This window comes from Methylobacterium sp. FW306-05-D (assembly GCF_058782155.1).
On sequence record NZ_JBYSXL010000010.1, the window covers coordinates 1 to 23,307 of the forward strand.

Below are 23,307 nucleotides of genomic sequence, written 5' to 3' on the forward strand. Positions count from 1 at the left end.
AGCCCCGGCGCCCGCCCCACACCGACCCGCCCGGCCTCCGCCGCGGCGGGTCGCGTCGTGCCGCGGGCGCTTCCTGCAGCGATCAGTCGAAGCGAGGTCTCGGTGATGCGCGGAAGGGGAGGGGCAGGCCCCCGATGACCCGGAACTCCGGAGTGACCTGCCCGACGAGGCTGAGGCCGTCGAACAGGTCGACCTTGTCGCCGACCGCGTAGGCGAACCCGGTCTCAAGGGCGAAGGGCCGGGACGCGCTGTCGAAACCGGTGTTGGGCCGGCCCGGGCGCGCCGAGGGCGTCCGGGCACGCCCGTCAGACCGCGAGGGCCGCCCGCCGCACGGGTGGGGCGAGGGCCTCGTTCGGCAGCCTCACGCGACAGCGGACGGCCCCTGGTCGGACTGCGGTCAGTGCGCGATGCGGCCCGATCGCCGCCGCAAGGGTACGATCACCCCGCTTGCCGGTGGTCTTCCCAGGCCGGGTAGGTCTGCGCCGTTCCCTTCCGACAGCGCTTGGCGGCGTAAAGTGCCGCATCGGCTTGGCGCAGCACGACGTCCCGGTCGTGCGCGGCCGCGCGTGACCAGGCGATGCCGATCGTTCCGGTCACACGAATGATCTGACCCGGTCCGTCCGCAACGATCTCGAGGGTGTGCAGGAGGCACCGGACCTGTCGATCCAGTCCTGCGCGATCGAGATCGGCCGGCATGACGACCGCGAACTCGTCGCCCCCCAGCCGCGCCGGAAAACACCCGTCGTGGCAGGCAGCGCGCAACCGATCGGCGACCCGGCGCAGGACCGTGTCGCCCGCGGCATGGCCGAGGACGTCGTTGACGCCCTTGAAGCCGTCGAGGTCTATCAGGAGCACCGCCATGTCGCCGTCCGCCTCGCGCGCCTCCTGCAAGCGGAGATCGAGAACGCGGTGAAACTCGGCCCTGTTGGCCAGCTGGGTCAGGTCGTCAGTGCGCGCCTTGTGGCGCAGCCGCTGCTCGAGGTCGTGCCGTTCGCTGATGTCCTGGATCAAGCCAATGAGGGCGACGGGCTTGCCCCTGGCCAGCTCGATCTCGCAGGAGCACCGCACGCGCCGGGCGTTGCCCTTGGCGGTCACGAAGTCGGCGTCCATTTCGAAGGGCTCGCCCGTATCCAGGGTCCGCATCACCGCGGCGACGAACGTGGTGCGGTCGGGTTCGGGGAAGTGGTCCATGATCTCGCCGTTCGGTACGCCGCCGAGGGGACGCTCATGGATGGCGAAGACGCCGTCCGACCAGGCGGTGGACCGCTTCTCGATGTCGTACCGGTACGAACCCATGTTGGCCATGCGCTCGGCCTGCTTGAACTGACGGCGTTCGCGCTCGAGCCACTCGTTGGCCAGACGGTGCTCTTCGGCGGCCTCGGTGGCGCGCAGCGCGACGGCCCGGGCCGCGATCAGGGCCTCGGCGACGCAGGCCAATTCTTCGAGCACCCTCACGTCGGTCGGCGCCGGCTCGCGGGGCTCCTCGTCGAGGACGCAGAGCGTGCCGATCGCCACCCGATCCCCGTCGGGGCGCCGGACGCGGACCGGGACGCCGGCATAGTAGCGGATGTTCGGGGCACCCGTGACGAACGGACTCTCGGCGAAGCGCGGGTCGAGGCGGGCATCCGCGACGGCGAGCGGCGCCTCGGTCTCGACGACGACGGGGCAGAATGCCTGCGCCCGCGTCGTCTCGGGGGCCAGAGGCCCGCAGCGCGCCTTGAACCACTGGCGCTCCGGCGCGATCAGGGTGATCGAAGACATACTGGTGCCGAGCATGCGCCGTGCAAGCTCCGCCAGCGCGTCGAATTCGCGCTCGGGCGGCGTGTCGAGCAAGGCGATCTCGGCCAAGGCCTGTTGGCGAATTGTCTCGCGTTGACCGTCCGACATCCGCCGCTCCACCTCCCCACGGCCTCGCCAAGGCCGGAATACCGGGCGGGTGATACGATGGAGGGGCTTAACCGCGGATGACGATGCCCTGGTTCGATCGCTGCAGGCCCTGCCTGAACGCCGTCCCGTTCAGGGCAGCGGGCTCGTGCACCAGAGCGACAGGGCGAGCCAACATCTTGCTCTGCGTGACACGGAGCGACCGGCGGAGGCGGGCGTCGAGCCCTCGGTCGGCCGCGTCGGAGACCGCTGCGACAACGCCTTGGCCGCGACGATCGACGGTCTGTTCGAGGCCGAGCCGATCCATCGCCGTGGATCATGGCGATCCGTCGAGGCAGTCGAGTTCGCCACCCTCGAATGGGGGGATGGGTTCCATCACCGTCGGCTGCTCGAACCGATCGGCAGCGCACCTCCCGCGGAAGCACGCGACTGTCATCCGGCGAAGGACCAACCCTTGGCCGCTTGACCCAAACCAAATCGCCTCCGGGAAACCCGGAGCGGTTCATTCGCTTTGAGCCTGAGGGATCTGCGTTCTCACAAGGCCTCGACCCGACCCGGTCATACATGCGGCCGTCATGGCCGCCGGATTGCGGACCACAACGACCGGTCCCTTCGGAATGCGGACCAAGGCGAGACCGCCTTTCCTATCACCGTGGAAGACTGTGCAGCGCCTTCAGGAAGACGTCCACGTCCGCGCGGGTGTTGTAGAAGGCGAGCGAGGCCCGCACCGACTGGTCGACGCCGAAACGGCGCAGGGCCGGAAGGGCGCAATGGTGACCCGAGCGCACCGCGATGCCCCGTGCGTCGAGATGGTGGGCCACCGCCTCGTTCTCGTGCCCGTCGATGACGAAGGACATCACGCTCGCCTTCTGGCGGGCGGTACCAATCAGACGCAGACCCTTCACGTCGGCGAGGCCGGCCTGCGCGTAGTCCAGCAGGTCGTGCTCGTAGGCGGCGATGCCGGGCAGGCCGACCCCTTCCAGGTAGTCGAGGGCGGCGCCGAGGCCGACCGCGCCGGCGATATCGGGCGTGCCGGCCTCGAACTTCTCCGGCGCGCCCTTGTAGACGGTCTTCGCGAAGGTGACATCCTCGATCATGTGGCCGCCGCCCTGCCAGGGCGGCATCGACTCCAGGAGGTGTTTCTTGCCGTAGAGGGCGCCGATGCCCGTCGGCCCGAACACCTTGTGGCCGGAGAAGACGAGGAAGTCGGCATCGAGCGCCTGCACGTCGAGGGGGATGTGGGGCGAGGACTGCGCCGCATCCACCAACACCGGCACGCCGTAGGCGTGGGACAGAGCGATGATCTCACGGACCGGGTTGATGGTGCCGAGGGCGTTCGCGACGTGGGTCACCGAGACGATCTTGGTGCGGCCCGAGAGCAGGGCCGCGAACTGCTCGAAGATGATCTCGCCGCGGTCGTCCACCGGGATCACCCGCAGGGTCGCGCCCGTGGCCTGGGTCAGGAGCTGCCAGGGCACGATGTTGGCGTGGTGCTCGATCTGAGAGACGATGATCTCGTCGCCCGGACCGATGTTGGCGCGGCCATACGCGTTGGCCACGAGGTTGATCGCCTCCGTGGTGCCGCGCAGGAAGACGATGTCGTCCTTGGAGGGCGCGTTGAGGAAACGCCGGACCTTCTCGCGCCCGCCCTCGAACAGGTCGGTGGAGCGCGCCGCCAGGGTGTGGGCGGCCCGGTGGATGTTCGAGTTGTGGCGCGCGTAGAACTCGGACGTGGCGTCGATGACGCTCTGCGGCTTGTGGGTGGTGGCCGCGTTGTCGAGCCAGACCAGGGGGTGCCCGTTGACGCTCTGGTGGAGGGCCGGGAAGTCCTTGCGGACACGCTCGACGTCGAAGGGCGCCGCCACCGGGCTCGACCCGTGGGAGGTCACGCGCGGGGCCGGCCCGCTGTGCCGCGAGGGCTCGGCGCGCGGGGAGGCGTGCGGCTTCGAGGCGCGCCGGGACTGCACCGGGAAAGAATCGGACAGGAAATAATAGTCGCCCGACGCGAATGCCGGATTGCCGCCCGGCTGCGCCAGATAGACGGGCTCGCCCGCGAGGCGCCCCGTGCGCCGGAAGTTTTCCTGGGCGAGGTCTTCCTGGGCGATGCCGCCGCCCCGCTTCGACGGATCGGCCGGCACGAGGCTCGGAGCGATCGCGTGCGCGAAGGCGTTCGCGCGCGGATGGTCCTGAGCGATCGTCCGGTGCAGGTCGGGGCCGCCGGGCAGGAAGGCGGCCACTTCCGGTACGGTGGGCACGAAGAATTCCGGCAAGCCGTGCCGGGCCGATAACGGGTCGGCGAGGGGATGGACCGAGGGGATCGTCGCCGTGTCGAGGAAGCCGGCGCCCACCGGCGCGGGCGTGGCACCGAACGGGTTGGCGGCCGACGGCCCGGTCAGACCCGGCAGCCCGACGCTCGGGCCACCGACGTTGCGCGCCCCGAGGACCGCGGCGTCGGGCTGGAGGCCCGACGACAGGGCGCCCGAGGGCACCGAAGGCACGCCGATGGCAACACCCGGAAGCGATGGCTGCCCGGGGGCCTGGGGAAGGCTCTCCAGACCCTGGGGACCCTGCGGCGCGGCCGGCAGCGCGGGGGCCAGCGGCGCGGACGCCGCCTGGCCCTGGCCGTAGATCTCGCGGGCGAGGCGTCCGACGAGGTCGGCATGCGCCGTATCGCCGGCCGCGCCCGTGGGGAGGCCGAAGCCGGACGAGCCCAAGACGCCGGCCTCAGGCGTAGTCATGGTAGTTACCCAGCAGGACGTTATCGAGGCGTGCGATGGCGTCCTCCACCAGCACGGCGGCGGAGAAGTAGCGGGTCACGAGGTGCGAGGCGATGGAATGGTCGTTGGTGCCCATGTAGCGCACCGACAGGCCGGGCTCGATCTCGCCGGTGACGCCGGATTTCTGCAGGCCGACCACGCCCTGCTCGCCCTCGCCGACGCGCAGCAGCAGGATCGAGGTGGTCTGGGCTCCGGTGACCGGATCGGTGTCGATCGGCAGCTTGTCGCTCGGCACGAGCGGCACGCCGCGCCAGGTGATGAACGGTGCGCCGAACAGGTGGATCACCACCGGGGGCACGCCGCGGCGGGTGGCTTCCCGGCCAAAGGCCGCGATGGCGCGGGGATGCGCCACGAAGAACGCAGGCTTCTTCCACACCAGCGTCAGCAGTTCGTCGAGGTCGTCCGGCGTGGGCGGGCCGCCGCGGGTGGGGATACGCTGGCGTCCGCCGACCTCGTTCAGGAGCCCGAACTCGGAGTTGTTGAGCAGTTCCCACTCCTCCCGCTCCTTCACGGCATCGACCGTGAGGCGGATCTGCTCGCGCAGCTGGTCGATCTCGTTGGAGTAGAGGTCGGTGACGCGGGTGTGGGTGTTGAGGATCGTCTGGATCGTGGAGAGGTGGTACTCGCGCGGATCGATCTCGTAATCCACGAAGGTGGTCGGCAGGCGCGGCGCGCCGGTCTGCACCGCGAGCAGCTCGATGCCCTGCTCGCCGTGGCTGTTGGTGTGGCCCTTCAGGCGGTCGCGCTCCTCGACATATTGCGCGATGCGGTTCTTGACGGTGTCGTCGTCCAGGGCCGTCCGGTCGAGGGTCAGCAGCGTGACGGCCGAGAGCGCCTTGACGGCGGGAGCGGGCTGGCCGTCACCCGTGATCGTCTCGTCGCCGAAGAAGTCGCCGCGGGTGGCGAGGCCCGAGCGCAGGCGGTTCTGGTAGGGGCCGGACAGGGACAGCTCGACGGTGCCGTCGGCGACGATGGTCAGGCTGCGGTCGCCCGCGCCGCCTTCCGAGATCGTCTCGCCGGCTTTGTGCTTGCTCTCGGTGAACCGGTCGGCGAGGGCCGCGAGCTCGGCATCGCCCAGCCGGCTGAACGGCGGCACGGCGCGTAAGGAAGCGGGGCTGATCGTGCGCGCCTTGTCGGCGCTGGCGAACGCGATGCGGCCGGGCTTGGCCAGCACGACGGCGCGCCGGTTCACGCGGTAGACGCCGCCATCCACGTTGACGAAGGGCAGGAGCCGCAGGAGCCAGCGCGGGGTGTTGGCGAGATTCTGAACCGACGTGACGGTCGCCGTCGATAGATTGCGTGCTGCGGATGCGCCCACGCTTTGCCCCTGTCCGCTCATGGTTGGTCGTCTCCGTCTGGATTGTCGGGTGGTGTCGTGCGCATCCGGCCATGGATCGGCGCGAGCGCAGTCGAGCGACTACGATGCAAGAATAGCGCTGCGGCGACCACGGCTAAGTATTGTCATATCCGGCGCGATTATTTGTACAGCGCCGGACGTGATGCGGTACTAGCCGTGGCTGTGGACCATCGTCAATGGAATAATTTTCCAAAGTTCATGCCTTACTAGACGAACGTGCCCCAAAGCGGTTCGTATGCAAAATAAACTGCTTATAAGCCGGACAACTAGAGAATACCGTTCTCCAAAGAGGTCGATCCGGAGAAACGGTTGGGACAATCTGGTCCGAGATCCACCCGCCCAGCAGGGGCCACCCGTGCACGCGGCAGGTCGCGAGGTTCGCCCGAGGATCGGAAGCCGGCTTCGCCGTAGCCCTCTGGGCCGGGGTCCCGAACCCTCAGATCCCGTCGCCGAAGAACTGGTCCATGGTCTGGGCGGGGTCCTCGGCGGCAGTGATTCGCGATACGACGCGCGCCGGCACGCCCGCTACGGTGGTGTGGGCCGGCACGTCGTGCAGGACCACGGCCGCGGCGGCCACCTTCGCGCCCTCGCCGACCCGGATGTTGCCGAGCACCTTGGCACCGACGCTGAGGAGGACGCCGCGCTCGATCTTCGGGTGCCGGTCGCCGCTCTCCTTGCCGTTGCCCCCGAGCGTCACCGATTGCAGGATCGAGACGTCGTCGGCGATCACCGTGGTCTCGCCGATCACGACGCCGGTGGCGTGGTCGATGAAGACGCCGGACCCGATCTGAGCCGCCGGATGGATGTCGGCTCCGAACACCTCGGAGATCCGGCTCTGGATGTGCAGCGCCAGGGTAGCCCGGCCCTGGTGCCAGAGCCAGTGCGCCACCCGGTAGCCCTCCAGAGCGGCGAGCCCCTTGTAGAACAGGAAGGGGTCGAGGTAGCGCCGGCATGTCGGGTCGCGCTCGCGGATGGCCACGAGGTCGCGCACGGCGTGCTCGCCCGCATGCGGGTCGGCCTCGAAAGCCGAGAGGCAGAGGTCGCGGGTTGAGAGCCGCGCGAGGTCGCCGTCGCCGAGGCGATGGGCGAGGCGGTAGGCGAAGGCGTGGATCAGGCTCGGCTGGTCGAGCACCGTCGCCTGGATGATGCCGGCATAGAGCGGTTCCTCGATGAGGGCCGCCTCCGCCTCGGCGCGCATGGCCCGCCAGACGTCGGGAGCGGCGGTGGTCTGGCTCACGCTGCGCAGGGGCGGGCGCAGGAGGCTGCTGGGACCGCGCGAGGCCTGGCTGCCGGCGGTCATGCGGATCGGCTCATGCGGATCGCGAGGTCCGGGTAATGCGCGGCGGCATCGCCCTCAGCCGACGCGCTGAAAGAGGGCGGCGATGTAGCCCACGAGGAGGCCGTGTCCCTCGAACTGCACGTCCACGACCTGCGCCCCGTCCCGGGCCGGCAGGACGTCGACGATGCGCCCGGTGGCATGCCGCCAGATGCCGAGGGCATCGGCCACGTCGAGCCGGGCGAACACAACCTGATCTCCGAGAACCATCGTTTACTCCGATCTGCACGTCTTCACTCGAGGGGGCGACGGGGGCGTCGGCGGCACGGTCCGAGGCTCTGGGACGGGCCGTCGCGGGGCGCGGACGGGGGCGCCGCGCCTTTGAGAAGTGTGCCGATCCGGGGCCTCCGGGGTCAATGACAGCGGTTTCCAAAGATCGACCGCCTGCGGGCACAGCCTTCCTCCCAGACGGGTCCCGGGAGCAGGCTTGTCCTGTGCGGCCAATTCCGGCGGCCTCAGCGGGCCGTCACCGGGATGTCGGGACGTGCGTCCCCGGTGAAGCCGTGTCGGTTCGGCATCACCACCGCCGGGAGCGCGCCGGCATCCAACACGGCGTCCTGCGGCAGGAGGCCGTTGAGGTGGAGGACGTAGGCGCTCAGAGCGTAGGTCTCGTCTGCGCTGAGGGTTTGCGGCGCGTCGAAGGGCATGGCGCGGCGGATGTAGTCGAACAGGGTAGTGGCGTAGGGCCAGTAGCTGCCCACGGTCCGGACCGGCTTCGGCGTGGCGAGAGAGCCCTGGCCGCCGGCCAGCGCGTCGGCGCTGCCGCCTTCGCCCTTCGCCCCGTGGCAGGCCGCACAGCGCGCCTCGAACAGGGCGGCACCGTCGCGGACGCTGCCGTGGCCAGGGGGCAGGCCCTGGCCATCGGCGCGGACGTCGATGTCCCAGGCGGCCAGGAGCTCCGGTGTGGCCGCACGGCCGATCCCGAGGCGGTCTGACGGGCCGCGCAGGCCGGCGGCGGGTCCGCCGGGATCGGCCAGGGCCGCACCGGTCAGGACGAGGCAGGCGAGGGACCCGAGAAGGCTAACCCGCATGGCTGACGCCTCCATCGGCGGCGATCCGCCAGCCGAACGTCGCGTTGTTGTGGTAGAAGGACTGGGTGCCCCGCACCGCCACCAGGGCGGCGCGATCGGGCTGGACGTAGCCGGTCTCGTCGGTGGCGCGGCTGAGGAGCTGGGCCGAGCCGCCGTCCCAGCGCCAGGGCAGCCGGAACCGGGTGAGGCAGCGCGGCAGGACCGGGCCTTCGAGGGTCGCCGCCTGCCAGCGGGCGCCCCCGTCCGTGGAGACCTCGACCCGGGCGATCCGGCCCCGCCCGGTCCAGGCGAGACCCCGGATCTCCCGGAAGCCCGGCTCGCCCAGGCGCTCGCCGCCCGAAGGCGTGGTGATGACGGATTTGGCCTCCATCACGAAGGTGAACTGCCGGGCCGTGCCGTCCGGCATCAGGTCGGTGTACTTCGCAGTCTCCTCGCGGGTCTGGAACGGCTGGTCGCCGACCTTGAGGCGGCGCAGCCACTTGACGCTGAGGTTGCCCTCCACACCGGGCACGAACAGCCGCAGCGGATAGCCCTGCTCCGGGCGCAGGCGCTCGCCGTTCTGGGCATAGGCCAGGATCGCCCCGTCGCGGGCGAGGTCGAGGGGAAGGCTGCGGCTCATTCCCGAGGCGTCGGCCCCCTCGGCGAGGATCCAGGCGGCCCCCGGCTTCACGCCGACCTCGTCGAGCAGGGTGGCGAGCTCGACCCCGGTCCACTCGGAGCAGGAGAGCAGGCCGTGGCTCTCCTGCAGGGTCCAGGACGGCTTGGCCCCGAGCCAGGGCGTGTTGCCCGAGCATTCCAGGAAGTGGATGCGCGACACGGCGGGCATCCGCAGGAGGTCGTTCAGGGTCAGAACGAGGGGGCGCTCCACCAGGCCGTGGATCGCCAGCCGGTGCCGGTCCGGGTCGATCGCCGGGACGCCGGCATGGTGACGCTCGAAATGGAGGCCGTTCGGGGTGATGATCCCGTGCAGGTGCTGGAGCGGCGTGCCCGTCGAGGCCGCTCCCGGAAAGGGCGGCGGCGTGCGCGGCCGTCGTCCCAGCCGCTCGAAGGGAGATGGCTGACCATAGGCCGGCGAGGCCACCGGCGCCCCGGGGGTGCGGCTCCACGGGGGAACCTCCAGGGGCTCGACGGCGCCCGCGGCGCGGGCCGTTGCGGTGAGCCCGACCCCACCGGCGGCGGCGCCGGCGAGGCGGAGGAAACTGCGTCGATGCGCGAGCCGGCGCAGGGCGTCAGGGGGCATGGGACGAAATCCGCACGAGGGTGGGGAGGATCGGGGCACGGAGGCCGTACGCGACGGAGCGCGGGCCGGCCGCATCAACGGCGCCCCGAAGACCGGCATTCAACCGTATTCAGGCGGGGCGAGCAACGAAAGGGTCTTTTGTTTTTCTGTCCGGGGCGAGAGGAATAGCCTCCGCATCGGCCAAAACTGGCAGCATTCCTCGTCCGGAAGCACGAGCGGGTTCCGCCCCCGCTGCCGGCGGGGTCACCGGAGCGGCCGTTCGTCCAAGTAGCTGCTGAGCGGGCCGACCGCCAGGCCAGGCCAAGAAGAAGCGGCGTTTCCCAGCATCTGAGCCTGAGTTTCGGCGATAAAGTGCGCCTCGCGAGAAATGCTCTCCGGAACCCGAGGCCGGGAACACGAACCATCTCCGCCACCACTCGAATAAAGACTTCGCTTTTATTGACGCGCCTCGGGCCCAGGATAACATCTTCGTCATCGATCCGGAGCGCGCTGTCGACCCGGATCGCCGGATATCTCCTCGGACGAGGCAGCTTCTCCGGGCAGGATCGCCTCCTCGGAACAAGATTACTGCCCCGAGCGAGACAGTGTCTCCCAACAAGTCAGCGGCGGGCCAGATGACGACCAGACGACACACCTTCCTCTCGCGGCGGCTCGCCGGGGCCCTGCTCGGTGGACTGGCGCTCTGCGCGACGCTCTCCGGCGCCGCGGTGGCGGCCGAGGGCCAGTTGCGGATCGCCAAGCAGTTCGGCGTCGTCTACCTGCTCCTCAACGTGGTCGAGGACCAGAAGCTCATCGAGAAGCATGGGAAGGCGGGCGGCCTCGACATCAAGGTCGACTACGTCCAGCTTTCGGGCGGGTCGGCGGTCAACGACGCGCTGCTGTCGGGCAACATCGAGGTCGCGGGGGCCGGTGTCGGGCCGCTCTTCACCCTCTGGGACCGCACCCGGGGCCGGCAGAACGTGAAGGGCATCGCCTCGCTCGGCAACTTTCCCTACTACCTCGTCACCAACAATCCCGACGTGAAGAGCATCGCTGACTTCGGTGAGAAGGACCGGATCGCGGTGCCGGCGGTGGGCGTCTCGGTGCAGTCGCGCATCCTGCAATGGGCCTCGGCCAAGCTCTGGGGCGACAAGGACTTCGCCAGGCTCGACCGGATCAGCGTCGCGGTCCCGCACCCGGAGGCGGCCGCCGCGATCATCAAGGGCGGCACCGAGATCACCGGCCATTTCGGCAACCCGCCCTTCCAGGACCAGGAACTGGCCGAGAACCCCAAGGCCCGCATCGTCCTGAACTCCTACGACGTCCAGGGCGGCCCGTCCTCCTCGACGGTGCTCTACGGGACGGAGGCGTTCTACAAATCCAGCCCGAAGACCTACAAGGCTTTCCTGGACGCGCTCGACGAGGCGGCGAAGTTCATCACCGAGAACCCCGACAGGGCGGCCGAGATCTACGTCCGGACGACCAGCAGCAAACTCGATCCGGCGCTGCTGAAGGCGATCATCACCAACCCGGCCGTGACCTTCAAGGTGACGCCGGAGAACACCCTCGGGCTTGGCCAGTTCATGCATCGGGTCGGGGCGATCAAGTCCGCACCCCAGGCCATCGGCGATTACTTCTTCGCCGATCCGCGCATCAGCACCGGCAGCTGAGCGGCCCGCGATGATCTGCGCCGCCACCCTGTCCGACCTCTCCGTCCTCGAACTGGCCGAGCCGCGCCCGCGCGGCGGCGCTCGGCGCGAGGCCGCCCCCACCGCCCGGCCGGCACCGGAGCCGGCGCCGCTCCCCGCGCCCGACCCGTCGCCCCTGCTGCAGATCCGGGGCGTCACCCTGGAATACCGCACGCCGCAGCGGGTGGTGCGGGCCACGCACCGGATCGACCTCGACATCCATGCGGGCGACCGCTTCGTCCTGCTCGGGCCCTCGGGTTGCGGCAAGTCCACCCTGCTGAAAGCAGCGGCCGGCTTCATCACGCCGGTGGAGGGCTCGATCACCCTGGCGGGTGCTCCGGTGCGGGCGCCCGGGCCCGATCGCATCGTGGTGTTCCAGGAATTCGATCAGCTGCCGCCCTGGAAAACGGTGGCGCAGAACGTCGCCTTCCCGCTGCGCGCCGCCAAGGCGCTCGGCCGGCGGGAGGCGCAGGAGCGCGCGCGCCACTACATCGACAAGGTCGGGCTCACCCCCTTCGCCGACAGCTACCCGCACCAGCTCTCGGGCGGCATGAAGCAGCGGGTCGCCATCGCCCGCGCCCTGGCGATGCAGCCCCGGGTGCTGATGATGGACGAGCCCTTCGCGGCGCTCGACGCCCTGACCCGGCGGCGGATGCAGGAAGAGCTGCTCGCCCTCTGGGACGAGGCCCGCTTCACCCTGCTCTTCGTCACGCATTCGATCGAGGAGGCGCTCGTGGTCGGCAACCGGGTGGCCCTGCTCTCGCCCCATCCCGGCCGGGTGCGGGCCGAGTTCAACAGCCACGCCTTTGATCTCTCCAGCATCGGCAGCGAGGCCTTCCAGGGAGCGGTACACCGGCTGCACGCGCGCCTGTTCGAGACCGGCGCCCCGGCGGAGGCGAACCGATGAGCGCGTCCGCGACCCGCGCCGATCTCTTCACCCGGAACCGAGTCTCGCGCGATCTGGTGCCGCCGGTCCGCCCGGAATACGACCGGGTGCTCGCGCCCTTCGTGGAGGCACCGGTGGAACGCACGCTGCCGCTCGGAGCGCGGCTATGGCAGCGGGACTGGCTGCGCAAGGGCCTGATCATCGCCGCCCTGGCGCTGCTCTGGGAGGGGCTGGCACGCTGGCAGGACAACGACCTGCTGCTGCCCGGATTCCTCGCCACGATGTCGGCCCTCTTCGACGGCCTCGCCAACGGCGAGCTCATCGACCGGGTGCGGATCTCGCTCACCGTGCTGGTGCAGGGCTACCTCGCCGGCATCGTGCTGGCCTTCGGGCTGACGACGCTCGCGGTCTCGACGCAGTTCGGCCGAGACCTGCTCTCGACCCTGACGGCGATGTTCAACCCGCTGCCGGCCATCGCCCTGCTGCCGCTCGCCCTGCTCTGGTTCGGCCTCGGCTCTGGCAGCCTGATCTTCGTGCTGATCCATTCGGTGCTGTGGCCGATGGCGCTCAACACCTATGCGGGCTTCCAGGGCGTGCCCGAGACCCTGCGGATGGCGGGGCGCAACTATGGCCTGCGCGGGCCGTCCTACGTCCTGCAGATCCTGATCCCGGCCGCCCTGCCCGCGATCCTGTCGGGCCTGAAGATCGGCTGGGCCTTCGCCTGGCGCACCCTGATCGCGGCCGAGCTGGTGTTCGGGGCTTCCTCGGGGCGGGGTGGCCTCGGCTGGTACATCTTCCAGAACCGCAACGAACTCTACACCGACCGGGTCTTCGCCGGCCTCGTCCTGGTCATCGTCATCGGCCTCGTGGTCGAGAACCTCGTGTTCGCGGCCTTCGAGCGGATCACCGTGCGGCGCTGGGGCATGGCCCGCTAGGATAGGGCCCGGGTAGAGCCCGGGTAGAGTATGAGGCGACACGCAGTGGCGGAGCAGGGCCGATTCCGATGAACACCTATGCGTCCGGGTTCGCCGGCGGCGCGCTGATCGGCCTGTCGGTGGCGCTGCTGATGCTCCTGAACGGGCGCATCGCCGGAATCAGCGGACTCGTGGCCGGCCTCGGCCGGGATCGGGGCCTGCGCTGGTGGGTCGATGCCGCCTTCGTCGCCGGCCTGATCGCCGGGCCGCCGGTCTTCGCCCTTGCCACCGGGGCCTGGCCGGCGATGCGGTTCGTCGCCCCGCTGCCGGTGCTCGCTGTCGCCGGCCTCCTCGTCGGGTTCGGCACCCGGCTCGGCTCGGGCTGCACCAGCGGCCACGGTGTCGCCGGCCTCGCCCGGCTCTCGGCCCGCTCGCTGGCGGCGGTCCTGACTTTCCTGGGGACCGGCATGCTCACCGTCACCCTGTTGCGGGCGCTGGCGTGAGCGCGGCGCTCCGCCTCCTCGCGGCCCTCGCCGCCGGACTGATCTTCGGGCTCGGCCTGTCGCTTTCGGGGATGCTCGACCCGGCCCGTGTCCAGGGCTTCCTCGACGTGACCGGCGCCTTCGACGGGCGTCAGGCCTGGGACCCGACCCTGGCCTTCGTGCTCGGCGGCGCGGTGAGCGTCGCCGGCCTCGGATACGCCCTGGCCCGGCGCCTGCCGCGCCCGGCCCTGGCAGCCGCCTTCGAGTTGCCGAAGAACCGCCGGATCGACAAACCGCTGATCGGCGGCGCGGCCCTGTTCGGGATCGGCTGGGGCCTGTCGGGCCTCTGTCCCGGCCCCGCCGTGGCGGCCCTGTCGACGGGGGCGCTGCCCGTGGCAGTCTTCGTCGCCGCCATGCTGGTGGGTATGGCCGTCCACCAGCGGTTCGTCGCCCGCGCCTGAGCCTCAGCGCACCCGGGGCAGGACCTGCTCGGCGAAGCGACGCATCTCGGCCTCGAAGGGCTGGAACTGCAGCATGAACAGCTCGATTCCGGCGGCATGGAAGGCGCGGATGCGGGACGCGACGGTGTCGTAACTGCCGACGAGGCCGGCGGCGGTGCCGCCATTGGTCCCGACATGGCGGGAGGCCGCCGCATCGGTCTTGGCGAACATCACGCTCGCCGTGTCCGTACGCGCCCGGGTGTCCGCCCGCAGCGCCGCGTCGCGGTCGGCCAGGGCCAGGAGACGCGCGTGCTCGTCCTGCGCCGCCGCATCGGTCTCGCGGGCGATGACGAAGGCCGAGAGCCCGTAGCGCAGCGGGCCGTTAGCCGCGGGCCGGCGGGCGACGTCGGCGATCAGCGCCTCGACCTCCGCGAGGGGCTGGCCGTTGATGAACCAGACGTCGGCTTGGCTTGCCGCCAGCGCCCGGGCCGGTTCGGATTCGCCGCCGAGATAGATCGCCGGGCGCGACCGGAAGCTGCCGGCCGGGCGCAGCTGATAATCCGTCACCTGGAAGTGCGGCCCGGCATGGGTGACGCGCTCGCCCCGCATCAGCCGGTCAACGAGGCCGATCCACTCGGCGCCGTAGGCGTAGCGCGCGTCGTGGGCGGGAAAGGGCAGTCCCGCCCGCTCGAATTCGGCCCGGTTCCAGGCATTCACGAGGTTGAGGGCGAACCGTCCCCGGGCGATGTGCTCGATCTGCAGGGCCATCTTGGCCAGCACCACGGGGTGGTAGAGCCCGGGCTTGATCGCCGCGATGATCTCGATGCGCCGGGTCAGGGCGGCCAGCGCGGCCGAGGCGGTCCAGGCTTCGAGCTGATCGCGCCCGTCGTCGTAGGGATTGGCGGTATGCTGGGCGACGAGAACGGCGTCGAACCCGAGGGCTTCGGCGTCCAGCACCAGGGCGCGGTTGCGGTCCCAGCTGGCGTCGTCGGGCTCGTCCGGATCATGGTGGGAGGCGCGGGAGCCGTGGACGGCCGCCCAGATTCCGAAGCGGAGCGGATGGGTCATGCGCTCAGCCCCGCTCCGCCGGCGGCTGCCAAGTATTCACCGCGGTCGCGTCGAGGTCACGCGGAATCAGCCTGGCCTCGCGGAACGTGTCGGCGATGGCCTGCTGCTCGCCGAGTTCGGACCGCACCACCGGCGTGACCGCGTAGGTCCGGCGCCGGTTCACCGTGGCGACCACCTCGGGCGAGAGGTCGCCCCAGATCGGCGCGAGGAGCGCCACCGCCGCATCGGGCTCGGCCTTGACCCAGCGGCCCGCCTCCCGGAGCGCCTGGTAGACGACCGCGACCACCTGCGGGTTCTCGGCCACGAACCGGTCGTTGGCGAGGTAGTAGCGGTGATAGCTCGACAGGCCGGTGGCGTCGGCCAGCACCCGCACCGGCCGCTTGGCCTGGGCGATGGCGAGGAACGGGTCCCAGATCACCCAGGCGTCGAGGCTGCCCTGGCCGAAGGCCGCCAGCCCCTCCGGCGCCTGGAGATAGGCCGGCTTGATGTCGGAGAAGGCGAGGCCCGCCCGCTTGAGGGCCGCCGCCAGGATGAAGTGGCAGCCCGACCCGCGCGAGACGCCGACCGTGCGCCCCTTCAGGTCGGCGATGGAGCGGATCGGCGAGTCCTCGGGGACGATGATGGCTTCTGCCGAGGGCGAGCCGACCTCGCGGGCGTAGAAGGTGAGCGGCGCGCCAGCGGCCTGGGTGAAGATCGGCACTGCGTCGGCGACGTCCGCGTGCAGATCGACGGCCCCGGCGTTCATCGGCTCGATCACGCTGGTGAAGAGGTGCCAGGAGGGTGCGAAGCCCAGGGGCTTCAGGCGCGCGTCCAGGGTGCCGTTGGCCTTCAGGATGGTGAGCAGGGTCGAGGAGCGCTGGTAGCTCAGGCGGACGGTCCGCTCGGCCGCGTGGAGCGCCGGCATCCCGAGGGGGCCCAGCGCGGCGGCCCCGAGGCCGGCGCGCAGGATCGTCCGGCGCGACAGGGCGGTCCCGCGCGGCGTGTCGTCGGTCATGAAGGGTCTCCGGATGGCAAGTCCCGCAGGGGGCAAATCCCGCGGTGGAAAGTCTCGTTGGACAATGTCGCGCACCGCGCAGCCGACGGTCTTCGCGGGACCGTTCGCGGATCACTTAAGCCGTTGCTGTGAGATCACGATCCCGTGCCGAAGATTTACCGGCGCGCGCCAAGATTTCGCAAGAAAATGGTTTTTCGAATTTGCGCGCTTTCGCGGAGGAATGCGTCTGCGGATCGACCGAGATCGAGAGGGGTGGCGGTCCAGGACGACATCGCGAGGTGACGCAGCGCGCCGCTTCTCTCAACGGGAAGGCGATCACCGCGGTCAAGGGCTCTTCAGGCCTCCGCCGCGCGGATCGCGGGCCGGGGGAAGAACCTTCTCGCGCGGCCGTCCGGCCCCACAGCCTTCATCCGCGATGCGGTTGCAATTTGGTCTCTGCTTTCATTGACGTGAGACGGATCGGTCGTGAATAAATGAAGCGCATTCCTGTGCTTCAAGAGACCTGCTCTCGTCTTCCGGCTCCCGAGATCGGCAAGCGCGGGACCGGGCCGCGGATCATCCCGTCCATGCCGTCGACCAGCCACCCCGCCGAGGCGGTGATCCGCTTCGAATCCGTCTCGAAGACCTACGCGCCCCGGCGCAAGGGGCCGTCGGTCGCTGCCCTGGAGGGGATCGACCTCGCGGTTCCGGCCGGGTCGATCCTCGGCGTCATCGGGCGCTCCGGCGCCGGCAAGTCGACCCTGATCCGCCTGATCAACGGCCTGGAGCGGCCGAGTGCGGGCCGTGTCTGGGTCGGGAATGCCGAGGTGTCGGCCCTGCGCGCGCGGGAGCTGCGCGCCCTGCGGGCCCGGGTCGGCATGATCTTCCAGCACTTCAACCTGCTCGCGTCGCGGGACGCCGCCGGCAACGTCGCGCTGCCCCTGGAGATCGCCGGCTGGGCGCCGGCCGCGATCCGGGCGCGGGTCGCGGAGCTTCTCGCCCTCGTGGGGCTCACGGACCAGGCCGGGCGCTATCCCGCCGAGCTGTCGGGCGGCCAGAAGCAGCGCGTCGGCATCGCCCGGGCCCTGGCGACCCGGCCGGAGGTGCTGCTCTCCGACGAGGCGACCTCGGCCCTGGACCCCGAGACCACCCGTTCGATCCTGGCGCTCCTCGCGCGCATCAACCGGGAGCTCGGCCTCACCATCGTGCTCATCACCCACGAGATGTCGGTGGTGCGCGCCGTGGCCGACCGGGTCGCGGTGATCGAGCACGGCATGATCGTCGAAGAGGGCTCGGCCTTCGACGTCTTCACCCGGCCGCGGGCCGAGATCACGCGCTCCCTCCTCGCCGGGGAGATGGGCCACGGGCTGCCCCCGATCCTGGCGGCGCGGATCGGCCCCGGCGCACGGCCGGGCGCGACCGTGGTGCTGCGCATCGCCTTCGAGGATGCCCCGGACGGCAGCGCGATCCTGGCGCGGCTCGCCCGCGACACCGGCATCGAGGCCGCGATCCTGGCCGGCACCGTGGACGAGATCGGCGGACGTCCGTTCGGCTCCCTGGCGGTCGGGCTGCCGCCGGCGCCCGACGTGGCGGCCCGGGCGCGGGCCTACCTCGCGCAGCACGGCATCGCGAGTCAGGTCCTGGGATATCTGCCGCCGGCCCAGGAGGCGTCCCGTGTCGCCTGAGCTGATCCGCCTCCTCGTCCAGGCCACCGGCGACACCCTCACGATGGTGGCGCTCGCCGCCTCCCTCGGAACCCTGTTCGGCCTGCCGCTGGGGATCTTCCTGGCGACGAGCCGGCGGGGCGAACTCCTCGCCGCGCCGATCGCCAACGCGGTGCTGGGCTTCGTCGTCAACGCGACCCGCTCGACGCCCTTCATCATCCTGGTGGTGGCGATCATCCCCTTCACCCGGCTCATCGCCGGCACCTCCATTGGGACCCTGGCCGCCACGGTCCCGCTCACGGTGGCGGCGACGCCCTTCCTGGCGCGCCTGATCGAGGCGGCGATCCGGGAGGTCGATCCGGGCCTCGTGGAGGCGGCCCGCGCCTTCGGGGCGAGCCCGGGCCAGATCATCGCCAAGGTGCTGGTCCCCGAGGCGCTGCCCGGCATCGTGTCGGGCCTGACCCTGGCGGTGGTCTCCCTCCTCGGCTTCTCGGCCATGGTCGGCGCCGTCGGCGGCGGGGGCCTCGGCGACCTCGGCATCCGCTACGGCTACCAGCGCTTCCGGCCCGAGATGATGCTGGCCGTGGTCGTCGTCCTCGTGGTCCTCGTCCAGGCGGTGCAGACCGTCGGCGAGGGCCTGGCCCGGCGTCTGAACCGGCGCATCCGGCCGGCCTGACGCGCCCCTTCGCACACCTCCCGCCGCCAACCCGGACGATCCGCCATGCTGCGCGCCCTGACCCTCGCCGCCCTCCTCGCCGCCTCCGCCCCGCTCCTGTCGGGTCCGGCCACGGCCGAGGCCCTGACGCGGGTGCGCATCGGGGCGACGCCGGGGCCGCACGCGCAGATCCTCGAGGCGGTGAAGCCGCTCGCGGCCAAGCGGGGGCTCGACCTCCAGATCATCGAGTTCTCCGACTACGTGGTGCCGAACGAGGCCCTCGCGGCCGGCGAGATCGAGGCGAACTCGTTCCAGAACCAGCCCTTCCTCGACAACCAGAAGGCCGACCGAGGCTACCGGATCACCGGCGTCGGCCTCACGGTGAACTTCCCCCTCGGGATCTATTCGAAGCGCCACAGGAGCTTCGACGCGGTGCCGAACGGCGGCACCGTGGCGATCCAGAACGACCCGACCAATGGCGGGCGCTCACTGCTCCTCCTGCAGGACAAGGGCGTGATCAAGCTGGGCCCCGGCACCGGGTTCACGCCGACGGTGGCCGACATCGTCGAGAATCCGCGCAGGCTCCGCTTCATCGAGGTGGATGCGGCCCAGACGCCCCGCGCCCTCGACGACGTGGACGCCGCGGCGGTCAACACCAACTACGCGACGCCCGCCGGCCTCAAGCCCTCCGACGCGCTCCTGAAGGAGGAGCCGAAGGGGCCTTACGTGAACATGCTGGCGGTGCGCGAGGCCGACAAGGACAAGCCCTGGGTCAAGGCCCTGGTGGAGAGCTACCGCACGCCCGAGACCAAGGCCTTCGTGGAGACGACCTTCGGCGGGGCGGTGCTCACGAGCTGGTAGGCCGCGCCGGTCAGGCGGTCTGCGCCACCGGACGCGGGGGCGCGGCGAGGGACTGGTCCAGCAGGGCCCGTAGGGTGCGTGCGGTCCGATCCTGGGCCGCCGCGTCCCCGGAGCGAGGCGCATCGAGCGCGACCGTCTCGTGAATGCGGCCGGGATGGGGGCGCATGACCACGACCCGGTCCGCCAGGGCGGCGGCCTCGGCGACGTCGTGGGTGACGAGGAGGATGGTCGGGCGGGTCTCGGCCCAGAGGGCCAGCAGGTGGCGGTGCAGGTCCTCGCGCGTGACGGCGTCGAGGGCCGAGAAGGGCTCGTCCAGCAGCAGGACCCGGGGGTCGGCCACGAAGGCCCGGGCGATGGCGACGCGCTGCTGCTGGCCGCCGGAGAGCTCGCGCGGCCAGCGCCCCGCATGGTCGGCGAGACCGACGCGGGCGAGGGCGCGGGCCACCCGGGCCCGGCGCTCGGCCGCCGGCCGGTCGGCGAGGCCGAACCCGACATTCTCGGCGATGCTGAGCCAGGGCAGCAGGCGCGGCTCCTGGAAGACGAGGCCGAGGCCGGGATGCGGGCCGTCGATGGTGGCGCCGTCGAGTCGGATGGAACCCGCCGTCGCGGTGTCGAGGCCCGCCACGAGGCGCAGGAGGGTGGTCTTGCCGCAGCCCGAGCCGCCCAACACGGCGACGATCTCGCCCGGCGCGAGGGAGAGGGTCAGGCCGGAGAGCGCCCGCGTCCCGTCCGCGTAGGTCTTCGAGAGGTCCTGGATCGTCAGCATGTGGTCGGTCCGGAAGAACACTCTAGAGGACGCCGCGGCCGACATCCTGCCAGCGCAGCAGCGGGCGGGTCGCCAGGACGAGGAGGCCGTCGGCGAGCTTGCCCAGCACGGCGAAGGCCAGGATGGCGGCCAGGATCTGGTCCGGCTTGCCGAATTGCTGGCCGTCCACCAGGAGGTAGCCGAGCCCCTCCGAGGCCCCCATCAGCTCGGCCGCGACCACGAACAGGAAGCCGAGCCCGAGGCCGGTGCGGAGCGCCACCAGGGTGCCGGGCAAGACCGCCGGCAGGAGGATGCGGCGGGCGAGCGCGAGGCGCGACAGGCGGAAGATGCGCCCGACCTCCACGAGCTTGCGATCCACCGACGCGATCGCGCCGGAGACCCCGACATAGACCGGGAAGAACACCCCGACGGCGATCAGCACCACCTTCGGCGTCTCGAGGATGCCGAGCCACAGGATGAAGAGCGGCACCCAGGCGAGCGAGGGCACCGCCCGCAGGGCCTGCAGGCTGGGGTCGAGGAGGTGCCGGGCCAGCGGCAGCGTGCCGGTGAGGGCGCCCACGAGGATGCCCGCCCCGGCGCCGGCCACGAAGCCGAGGGCGACGCGCAGCAGCGTCGCCTGGACGTGCAGGCGGAGGTCGCCGGTCTGGGCCAGCGCCAGCAGCGTGCCGAGGACCCGGCTCGGCGGCGGTAGCAGCCGCCCCTGGGCGAGGCCCGACCGGATGGCGAGCTCCCAGCCCAGGGCGAGGGCCAGGGGGATCAGGATTCCGAGGACGAGCCGGCCGCCCGCGCGCCCGGCACCCCGTCGCCAGGACCGGTTCAGCCCGGCCGTTGCCCGAGCGGCGCCGTCGCCTCCCGTGCCGGACGCGAGGAGCGGCGACGCGGCGCCCGCGCTCACCGCTCGGACCCGGCGGTGAAGCGGGGATCGATCAGCCCGTCGACGGCCGCCGCCACGTCGGTCTGCGCCGGGATCACGCCGGCCTGCTGGAGCGCGACACCCGCCGCCCGGATGCTCTCGGCCTGGACCCGGCCGATCTCGGGCCGGCTCAGGTCGGTGCGGGCGAGCTGGCGAGCGATCACGGCCTCGGGCAGCTTGGTCGCGGCCACGAGGGCGCGCGTGACGGCCTCCGGGTTGGCGATCGCGTAGGTGCGCGCCTGCTCGTAGGCGGCGATGACGATGCGGACGAGGTCCGGATGGGCCTTGGCGAAATCCTCGCGCACGTCGAGGACGCCCCAGGTGTTGGCGGCCGGGTCCCGGAAGAACAGGCGGGTGCCGCCCTCGATCTCGGAGGCCGCCATCATCGGGTCGAGGCCGGCCCAGGCGTCGACGTCGCCGCGCTCCAGGGCGGTGCGGCCGTCGGCGTGCTGGAGCAGGACGAGCTTGGCGTCCTTCTCGGTGAGCCCGGCGCCCTGCAGGGCGCGGATGAGGAAGATGTGCGGATCGGTGCCCCGGGTCACCGCGATCCGCTTGCCCTTGAGGTCCGCGGGCGTCCGGATGCCGCTGTCCTTCGTGGTCACCAGGGCGGTCCATTCCGGCTGCGAGTAGGCGTAGATCGCCTTGACCGGATTGCCGTTGAGGCGCGCCAGCAGCGCAGCGGCGCCGGCCGAGGAACCGACGTCGATGGCCCCGCCGTTCAGGAATTCCAGCGCCTTGTTCGAGCCGAGCGACTGCGTCCAGCGCACGGCGATGCCCCGCTCCTTCAGGGCGGATTCGAGGAAGCCCTTCTCCTTCAGGACGAGGCTGACCGGGTTGTAGGTCGCCCAGTCGAGGCGAACCTCCGTCACCTCGGCGGCCTCGCTCCGCCGGGCCGCGCCCAGCGGCAGCAGGGCCGCGCAGGCGAGGGCGAGGAGGATGCGGCGGGTGGGAGAGGCGTGGCGGCGGCGCAGTCGGATCGTCATGGGCTTAAGGTCCTGGTGCGGGAAGGAGGAAGGGATCACGGGGCGGTCGGCGCCCGGATCGCGCTGGCGGGATGGCGATGGGGCGGCCGCGGCAAGCCGAGGTTTTCGCGCAGGGTGCGGCCCTCGTAGTCCGTGCGGAACAGGCCGCGGCGCTGGAGCTCGGGGATCACCAGGGTGGCGAAGTCGTCGAGGCCGCCGGGCAGCGTCGGCGGCATGATGTTGAAGCCATCCGCGCCGTGGGCCTCGAAGCGCTCCTGCAGCGCGTCGGCGATCCGGTCCGGGGTGCCGACCAGGGTCCAGTGCCCGCGGGCGCCGGCGATGCGCAGATAAAGCTCGCGGATGGTCAGACCCTCGCGCCGGGCCAGCGTCAGCATCAGGGCCTGCCGGCTCTTGCCGCCCTCGGTCTCGGGCAGGTCCGGCACCGGGGCCTCGTCCGGATAGGCCGACAGGTCGGCGCCGGCGAGCTGTTCGAGGAGCGATCTGCCGACCACGGGGTGGATCAGATCCTGCAATTCCCCGTAGCGGTCCTGGGCCTCGCCCTCCGTGCGCCCCACGACCGGGAAGGCGCCGGGCATGATCTTGAGGTGATCCGGGTCGCGCCCGAAGCCGGCCATGCGGCCCTTCACGTCGGCGTAGAAGGCGGTCGCGTCCGCCAGGGTCACTTGCGCTGTGAAGACGATCTCGGCGGTGCGGGCGGCCAGCGCCTTGCCGGCCTCGGAGGAGCCGGCCTGCACCACGACCGGGTGGCCCTGCGGCGGGCGCGGCACGTTGAGGGGCCCGCGCACCGAGAAGTGCGCGCCCTCGTGGGCGAGGAGATGCAGCCGGTCCGGGTCGAAGAACCGGCCCGAGTCCCGGTCGCGCACGAAGGCGTCGTCCGCGTAGGAATCCCACAGGCCCCGGACCACGTCGACGAACTCCTCCGCCCGGGCGTAGCGGTGGGCATGGGCGAGGTGGCTCTCGCGGCTGAAGTTCCAGGCCTCGCGCGGATCGGCGGAGGTCACGAGGTTCCAGCCGGCCCGGCCCTCGCTGAGGTGATCGAGGGAGGCGAACTTGCGGGCGACGTGGAAGGGCTCGTTGTAGGTGGTGGAGGCGGTGGCCACGAGGCCGATCCGCTCGGTGACCGCCGCGAGGTGGGAGAGCAGGGTCAGGGGCTCGAACTGCCCGACGTAGCGGATCGCCGTGCGGCTGAGGGCGTCGATGTCCTCGCCCCGGACCGCGACGCCGTCGGCGAGGAAGATCAGGTCGAACTTCGCCGCCTCCGCCGTCCTGGCGATCCGCCGGTAATGGGCGGCGTTGACCCCGGCATCGGCCTGGGCGGACGGGTGGCGCCACGCCGCGACGTGGTGCCCGCCGGGATACAGGAAGGCGCCGAGGCGCATGCGGTCGGAGCGGGCCGGCATCGCGGGCCGC

Annotated in this window: 21 protein-coding genes and 1 pseudogene; 9 read left to right on the forward strand and 13 right to left on the reverse strand. The window is 71.3% G+C overall.

Going from position 1 to position 23,307, the window contains the following annotated elements:
- Positions 1 to 438: 438 nt before the first annotated feature.
- Positions 439 to 1,887 (reverse strand): diguanylate cyclase domain-containing protein, encoded by a 1,449-nt coding sequence (locus AC3WLN_RS05955; RefSeq protein WP_492480209.1) that lies wholly within the window; start codon positions 1,885 to 1,887, stop codon positions 439 to 441.
- 100 nt (positions 1,888 to 1,987) lie between these two features.
- Here AC3WLN_RS05955 and AC3WLN_RS05960 point away from each other — a divergent pair.
- Positions 1,988 to 2,350 (forward strand): annotated as a pseudogene (locus AC3WLN_RS05960) (IS3 family transposase); the annotation flags it as partial.
- 181 nt (positions 2,351 to 2,531) lie between these two features.
- Here AC3WLN_RS05960 and AC3WLN_RS05965 read toward each other — a convergent pair.
- The 6 genes from AC3WLN_RS05965 to soxC form a co-directional block, all read right to left on the reverse strand.
- Positions 2,532 to 4,622 carry a family 2A encapsulin nanocompartment cargo protein cysteine desulfurase gene (locus tag AC3WLN_RS05965; protein ID WP_492480142.1) on the reverse strand — a complete coding sequence of 697 codons (2,091 nt, stop codon included), beginning with the start codon at positions 4,620 to 4,622 and terminating at the stop codon, positions 2,532 to 2,534.
- On the reverse strand, positions 4,609 to 6,000 hold the full coding sequence (locus tag AC3WLN_RS05970; protein ID WP_492480143.1) for a family 2B encapsulin nanocompartment shell protein: 1,392 nt from the start codon (positions 5,998 to 6,000) through the stop codon (positions 4,609 to 4,611). The genes AC3WLN_RS05965 and AC3WLN_RS05970 overlap by 14 nt, the downstream gene beginning before the upstream one ends.
- 454 nt (positions 6,001 to 6,454) lie before the next feature.
- Positions 6,455 to 7,318, reverse strand: coding sequence for a serine O-acetyltransferase (gene cysE / locus AC3WLN_RS05975; RefSeq protein ID WP_492480144.1), 864 nt, complete (start codon positions 7,316 to 7,318; stop codon positions 6,455 to 6,457).
- A gap of 54 nt (positions 7,319 to 7,372) precedes the next feature.
- Entirely contained in the window at positions 7,373 to 7,564 is a 192-nt protein-coding gene (locus AC3WLN_RS05980; RefSeq protein WP_056180629.1) for a hypothetical protein, read from the reverse strand.
- Between the two features lie 245 nt (positions 7,565 to 7,809).
- Positions 7,810 to 8,385, reverse strand: coding sequence for a c-type cytochrome (locus AC3WLN_RS05985; RefSeq protein WP_492480145.1), 576 nt, complete (start codon positions 8,383 to 8,385; stop codon positions 7,810 to 7,812).
- Positions 8,375 to 9,625 (reverse strand): sulfite dehydrogenase, encoded by a 1,251-nt coding sequence (gene soxC, locus AC3WLN_RS05990; RefSeq protein ID WP_492480146.1) that lies wholly within the window; start codon positions 9,623 to 9,625, stop codon positions 8,375 to 8,377. Before soxC ends, AC3WLN_RS05985 begins: the two co-directional genes overlap by 11 nt.
- Before the next feature lie 614 nt (positions 9,626 to 10,239).
- On the opposite strand from soxC, the gene AC3WLN_RS05995 reads away from it, so the two are divergent.
- The 5 genes from AC3WLN_RS05995 (at position 10,240) to AC3WLN_RS06015 (ending at position 14,035) form a co-directional block, all read left to right on the forward strand.
- The gene (locus AC3WLN_RS05995; RefSeq protein WP_492480147.1) at positions 10,240 to 11,274 is read left to right on the forward strand and encodes an ABC transporter substrate-binding protein; all 1,035 of its coding nucleotides are present in this window, start codon (positions 10,240 to 10,242) and stop codon (positions 11,272 to 11,274) included.
- 10 nt (positions 11,275 to 11,284) lie between these two features.
- On the forward strand, positions 11,285 to 12,199 hold the full coding sequence (locus AC3WLN_RS06000; protein WP_492480148.1) for an ABC transporter ATP-binding protein: 915 nt from the start codon (positions 11,285 to 11,287) through the stop codon (positions 12,197 to 12,199).
- Positions 12,196 to 13,113 carry an ABC transporter permease gene (locus tag AC3WLN_RS06005; RefSeq protein WP_492480149.1) on the forward strand — a complete coding sequence of 306 codons (918 nt, stop codon included), beginning with the start codon at positions 12,196 to 12,198 and terminating at the stop codon, positions 13,111 to 13,113. The genes AC3WLN_RS06000 and AC3WLN_RS06005 overlap by 4 nt, the downstream gene beginning before the upstream one ends.
- Before the next feature lie 68 nt (positions 13,114 to 13,181).
- On the forward strand, positions 13,182 to 13,595 hold the full coding sequence (locus AC3WLN_RS06010; protein ID WP_492480150.1) for a YeeE/YedE family protein: 414 nt from the start codon (positions 13,182 to 13,184) through the stop codon (positions 13,593 to 13,595).
- Positions 13,592 to 14,035, forward strand: a complete 444-nt coding sequence (locus AC3WLN_RS06015) for a DUF6691 family protein (RefSeq protein ID WP_492480151.1) — start codon at positions 13,592 to 13,594, stop codon at positions 14,033 to 14,035. The genes AC3WLN_RS06010 and AC3WLN_RS06015 overlap by 4 nt, the downstream gene beginning before the upstream one ends.
- 3 nt (positions 14,036 to 14,038) lie before the next feature.
- On the opposite strand, the gene AC3WLN_RS06020 is transcribed toward AC3WLN_RS06015, so the two are convergent.
- Both AC3WLN_RS06020 and AC3WLN_RS06025 read right to left on the reverse strand, forming a co-directional pair.
- Positions 14,039 to 15,082, reverse strand: coding sequence for an LLM class flavin-dependent oxidoreductase (locus AC3WLN_RS06020; protein ID WP_492480152.1), 1,044 nt, complete (start codon positions 15,080 to 15,082; stop codon positions 14,039 to 14,041).
- A 4-nt stretch (positions 15,083 to 15,086) separates the two neighbouring features.
- A complete protein-coding gene (locus tag AC3WLN_RS06025; RefSeq protein WP_492480153.1) occupies positions 15,087 to 16,076 on the reverse strand; it encodes an aliphatic sulfonate ABC transporter substrate-binding protein in 990 nt (329 codons plus the stop codon).
- Between the two features lie 566 nt (positions 16,077 to 16,642).
- Between AC3WLN_RS06025 and AC3WLN_RS06030 the strand changes: the two genes are divergently transcribed.
- Genes AC3WLN_RS06030 through AC3WLN_RS06040 form a run of 3 tightly spaced genes read left to right on the forward strand, consistent with a single transcriptional unit; the run spans position 16,643 to position 19,235 of the window.
- Complete coding sequence (locus AC3WLN_RS06030) at positions 16,643 to 17,740, forward strand: methionine ABC transporter ATP-binding protein (protein WP_492480154.1); 1,098 nt, start codon at positions 16,643 to 16,645, stop codon at positions 17,738 to 17,740.
- A complete protein-coding gene (locus AC3WLN_RS06035; RefSeq protein WP_492480155.1) occupies positions 17,730 to 18,395 on the forward strand; it encodes a methionine ABC transporter permease in 666 nt (221 codons plus the stop codon). Before AC3WLN_RS06030 ends, AC3WLN_RS06035 begins: the two co-directional genes overlap by 11 nt.
- 45 nt (positions 18,396 to 18,440) lie before the next feature.
- The gene (locus AC3WLN_RS06040) at positions 18,441 to 19,235 is read left to right on the forward strand and encodes a MetQ/NlpA family ABC transporter substrate-binding protein (RefSeq protein ID WP_492480156.1); all 795 of its coding nucleotides are present in this window, start codon (positions 18,441 to 18,443) and stop codon (positions 19,233 to 19,235) included.
- 10 nt (positions 19,236 to 19,245) lie between these two features.
- Here the strand turns inward: AC3WLN_RS06040 and AC3WLN_RS06045 are convergent, their stop codons facing one another.
- The 4 genes from AC3WLN_RS06045 to AC3WLN_RS06060 form a co-directional block, all read right to left on the reverse strand.
- On the reverse strand, positions 19,246 to 20,001 hold the full coding sequence (locus AC3WLN_RS06045) for an ABC transporter ATP-binding protein (RefSeq protein ID WP_492480157.1): 756 nt from the start codon (positions 19,999 to 20,001) through the stop codon (positions 19,246 to 19,248).
- 22 nt (positions 20,002 to 20,023) lie between these two features.
- A complete protein-coding gene (locus AC3WLN_RS06050; protein ID WP_492480210.1) occupies positions 20,024 to 20,821 on the reverse strand; it encodes an ABC transporter permease in 798 nt (265 codons plus the stop codon).
- Positions 20,822 to 20,892: 71 nt separating this feature from the next.
- The gene (locus AC3WLN_RS06055) at positions 20,893 to 21,897 is read right to left on the reverse strand and encodes an aliphatic sulfonate ABC transporter substrate-binding protein (protein ID WP_492480158.1); all 1,005 of its coding nucleotides are present in this window, start codon (positions 21,895 to 21,897) and stop codon (positions 20,893 to 20,895) included.
- Between the two features lie 35 nt (positions 21,898 to 21,932).
- Entirely contained in the window at positions 21,933 to 23,297 is a 1,365-nt protein-coding gene (locus tag AC3WLN_RS06060; protein ID WP_492480159.1) for an LLM class flavin-dependent oxidoreductase, read from the reverse strand.
- Positions 23,298 to 23,307: the final 10 nt, after the last annotated feature.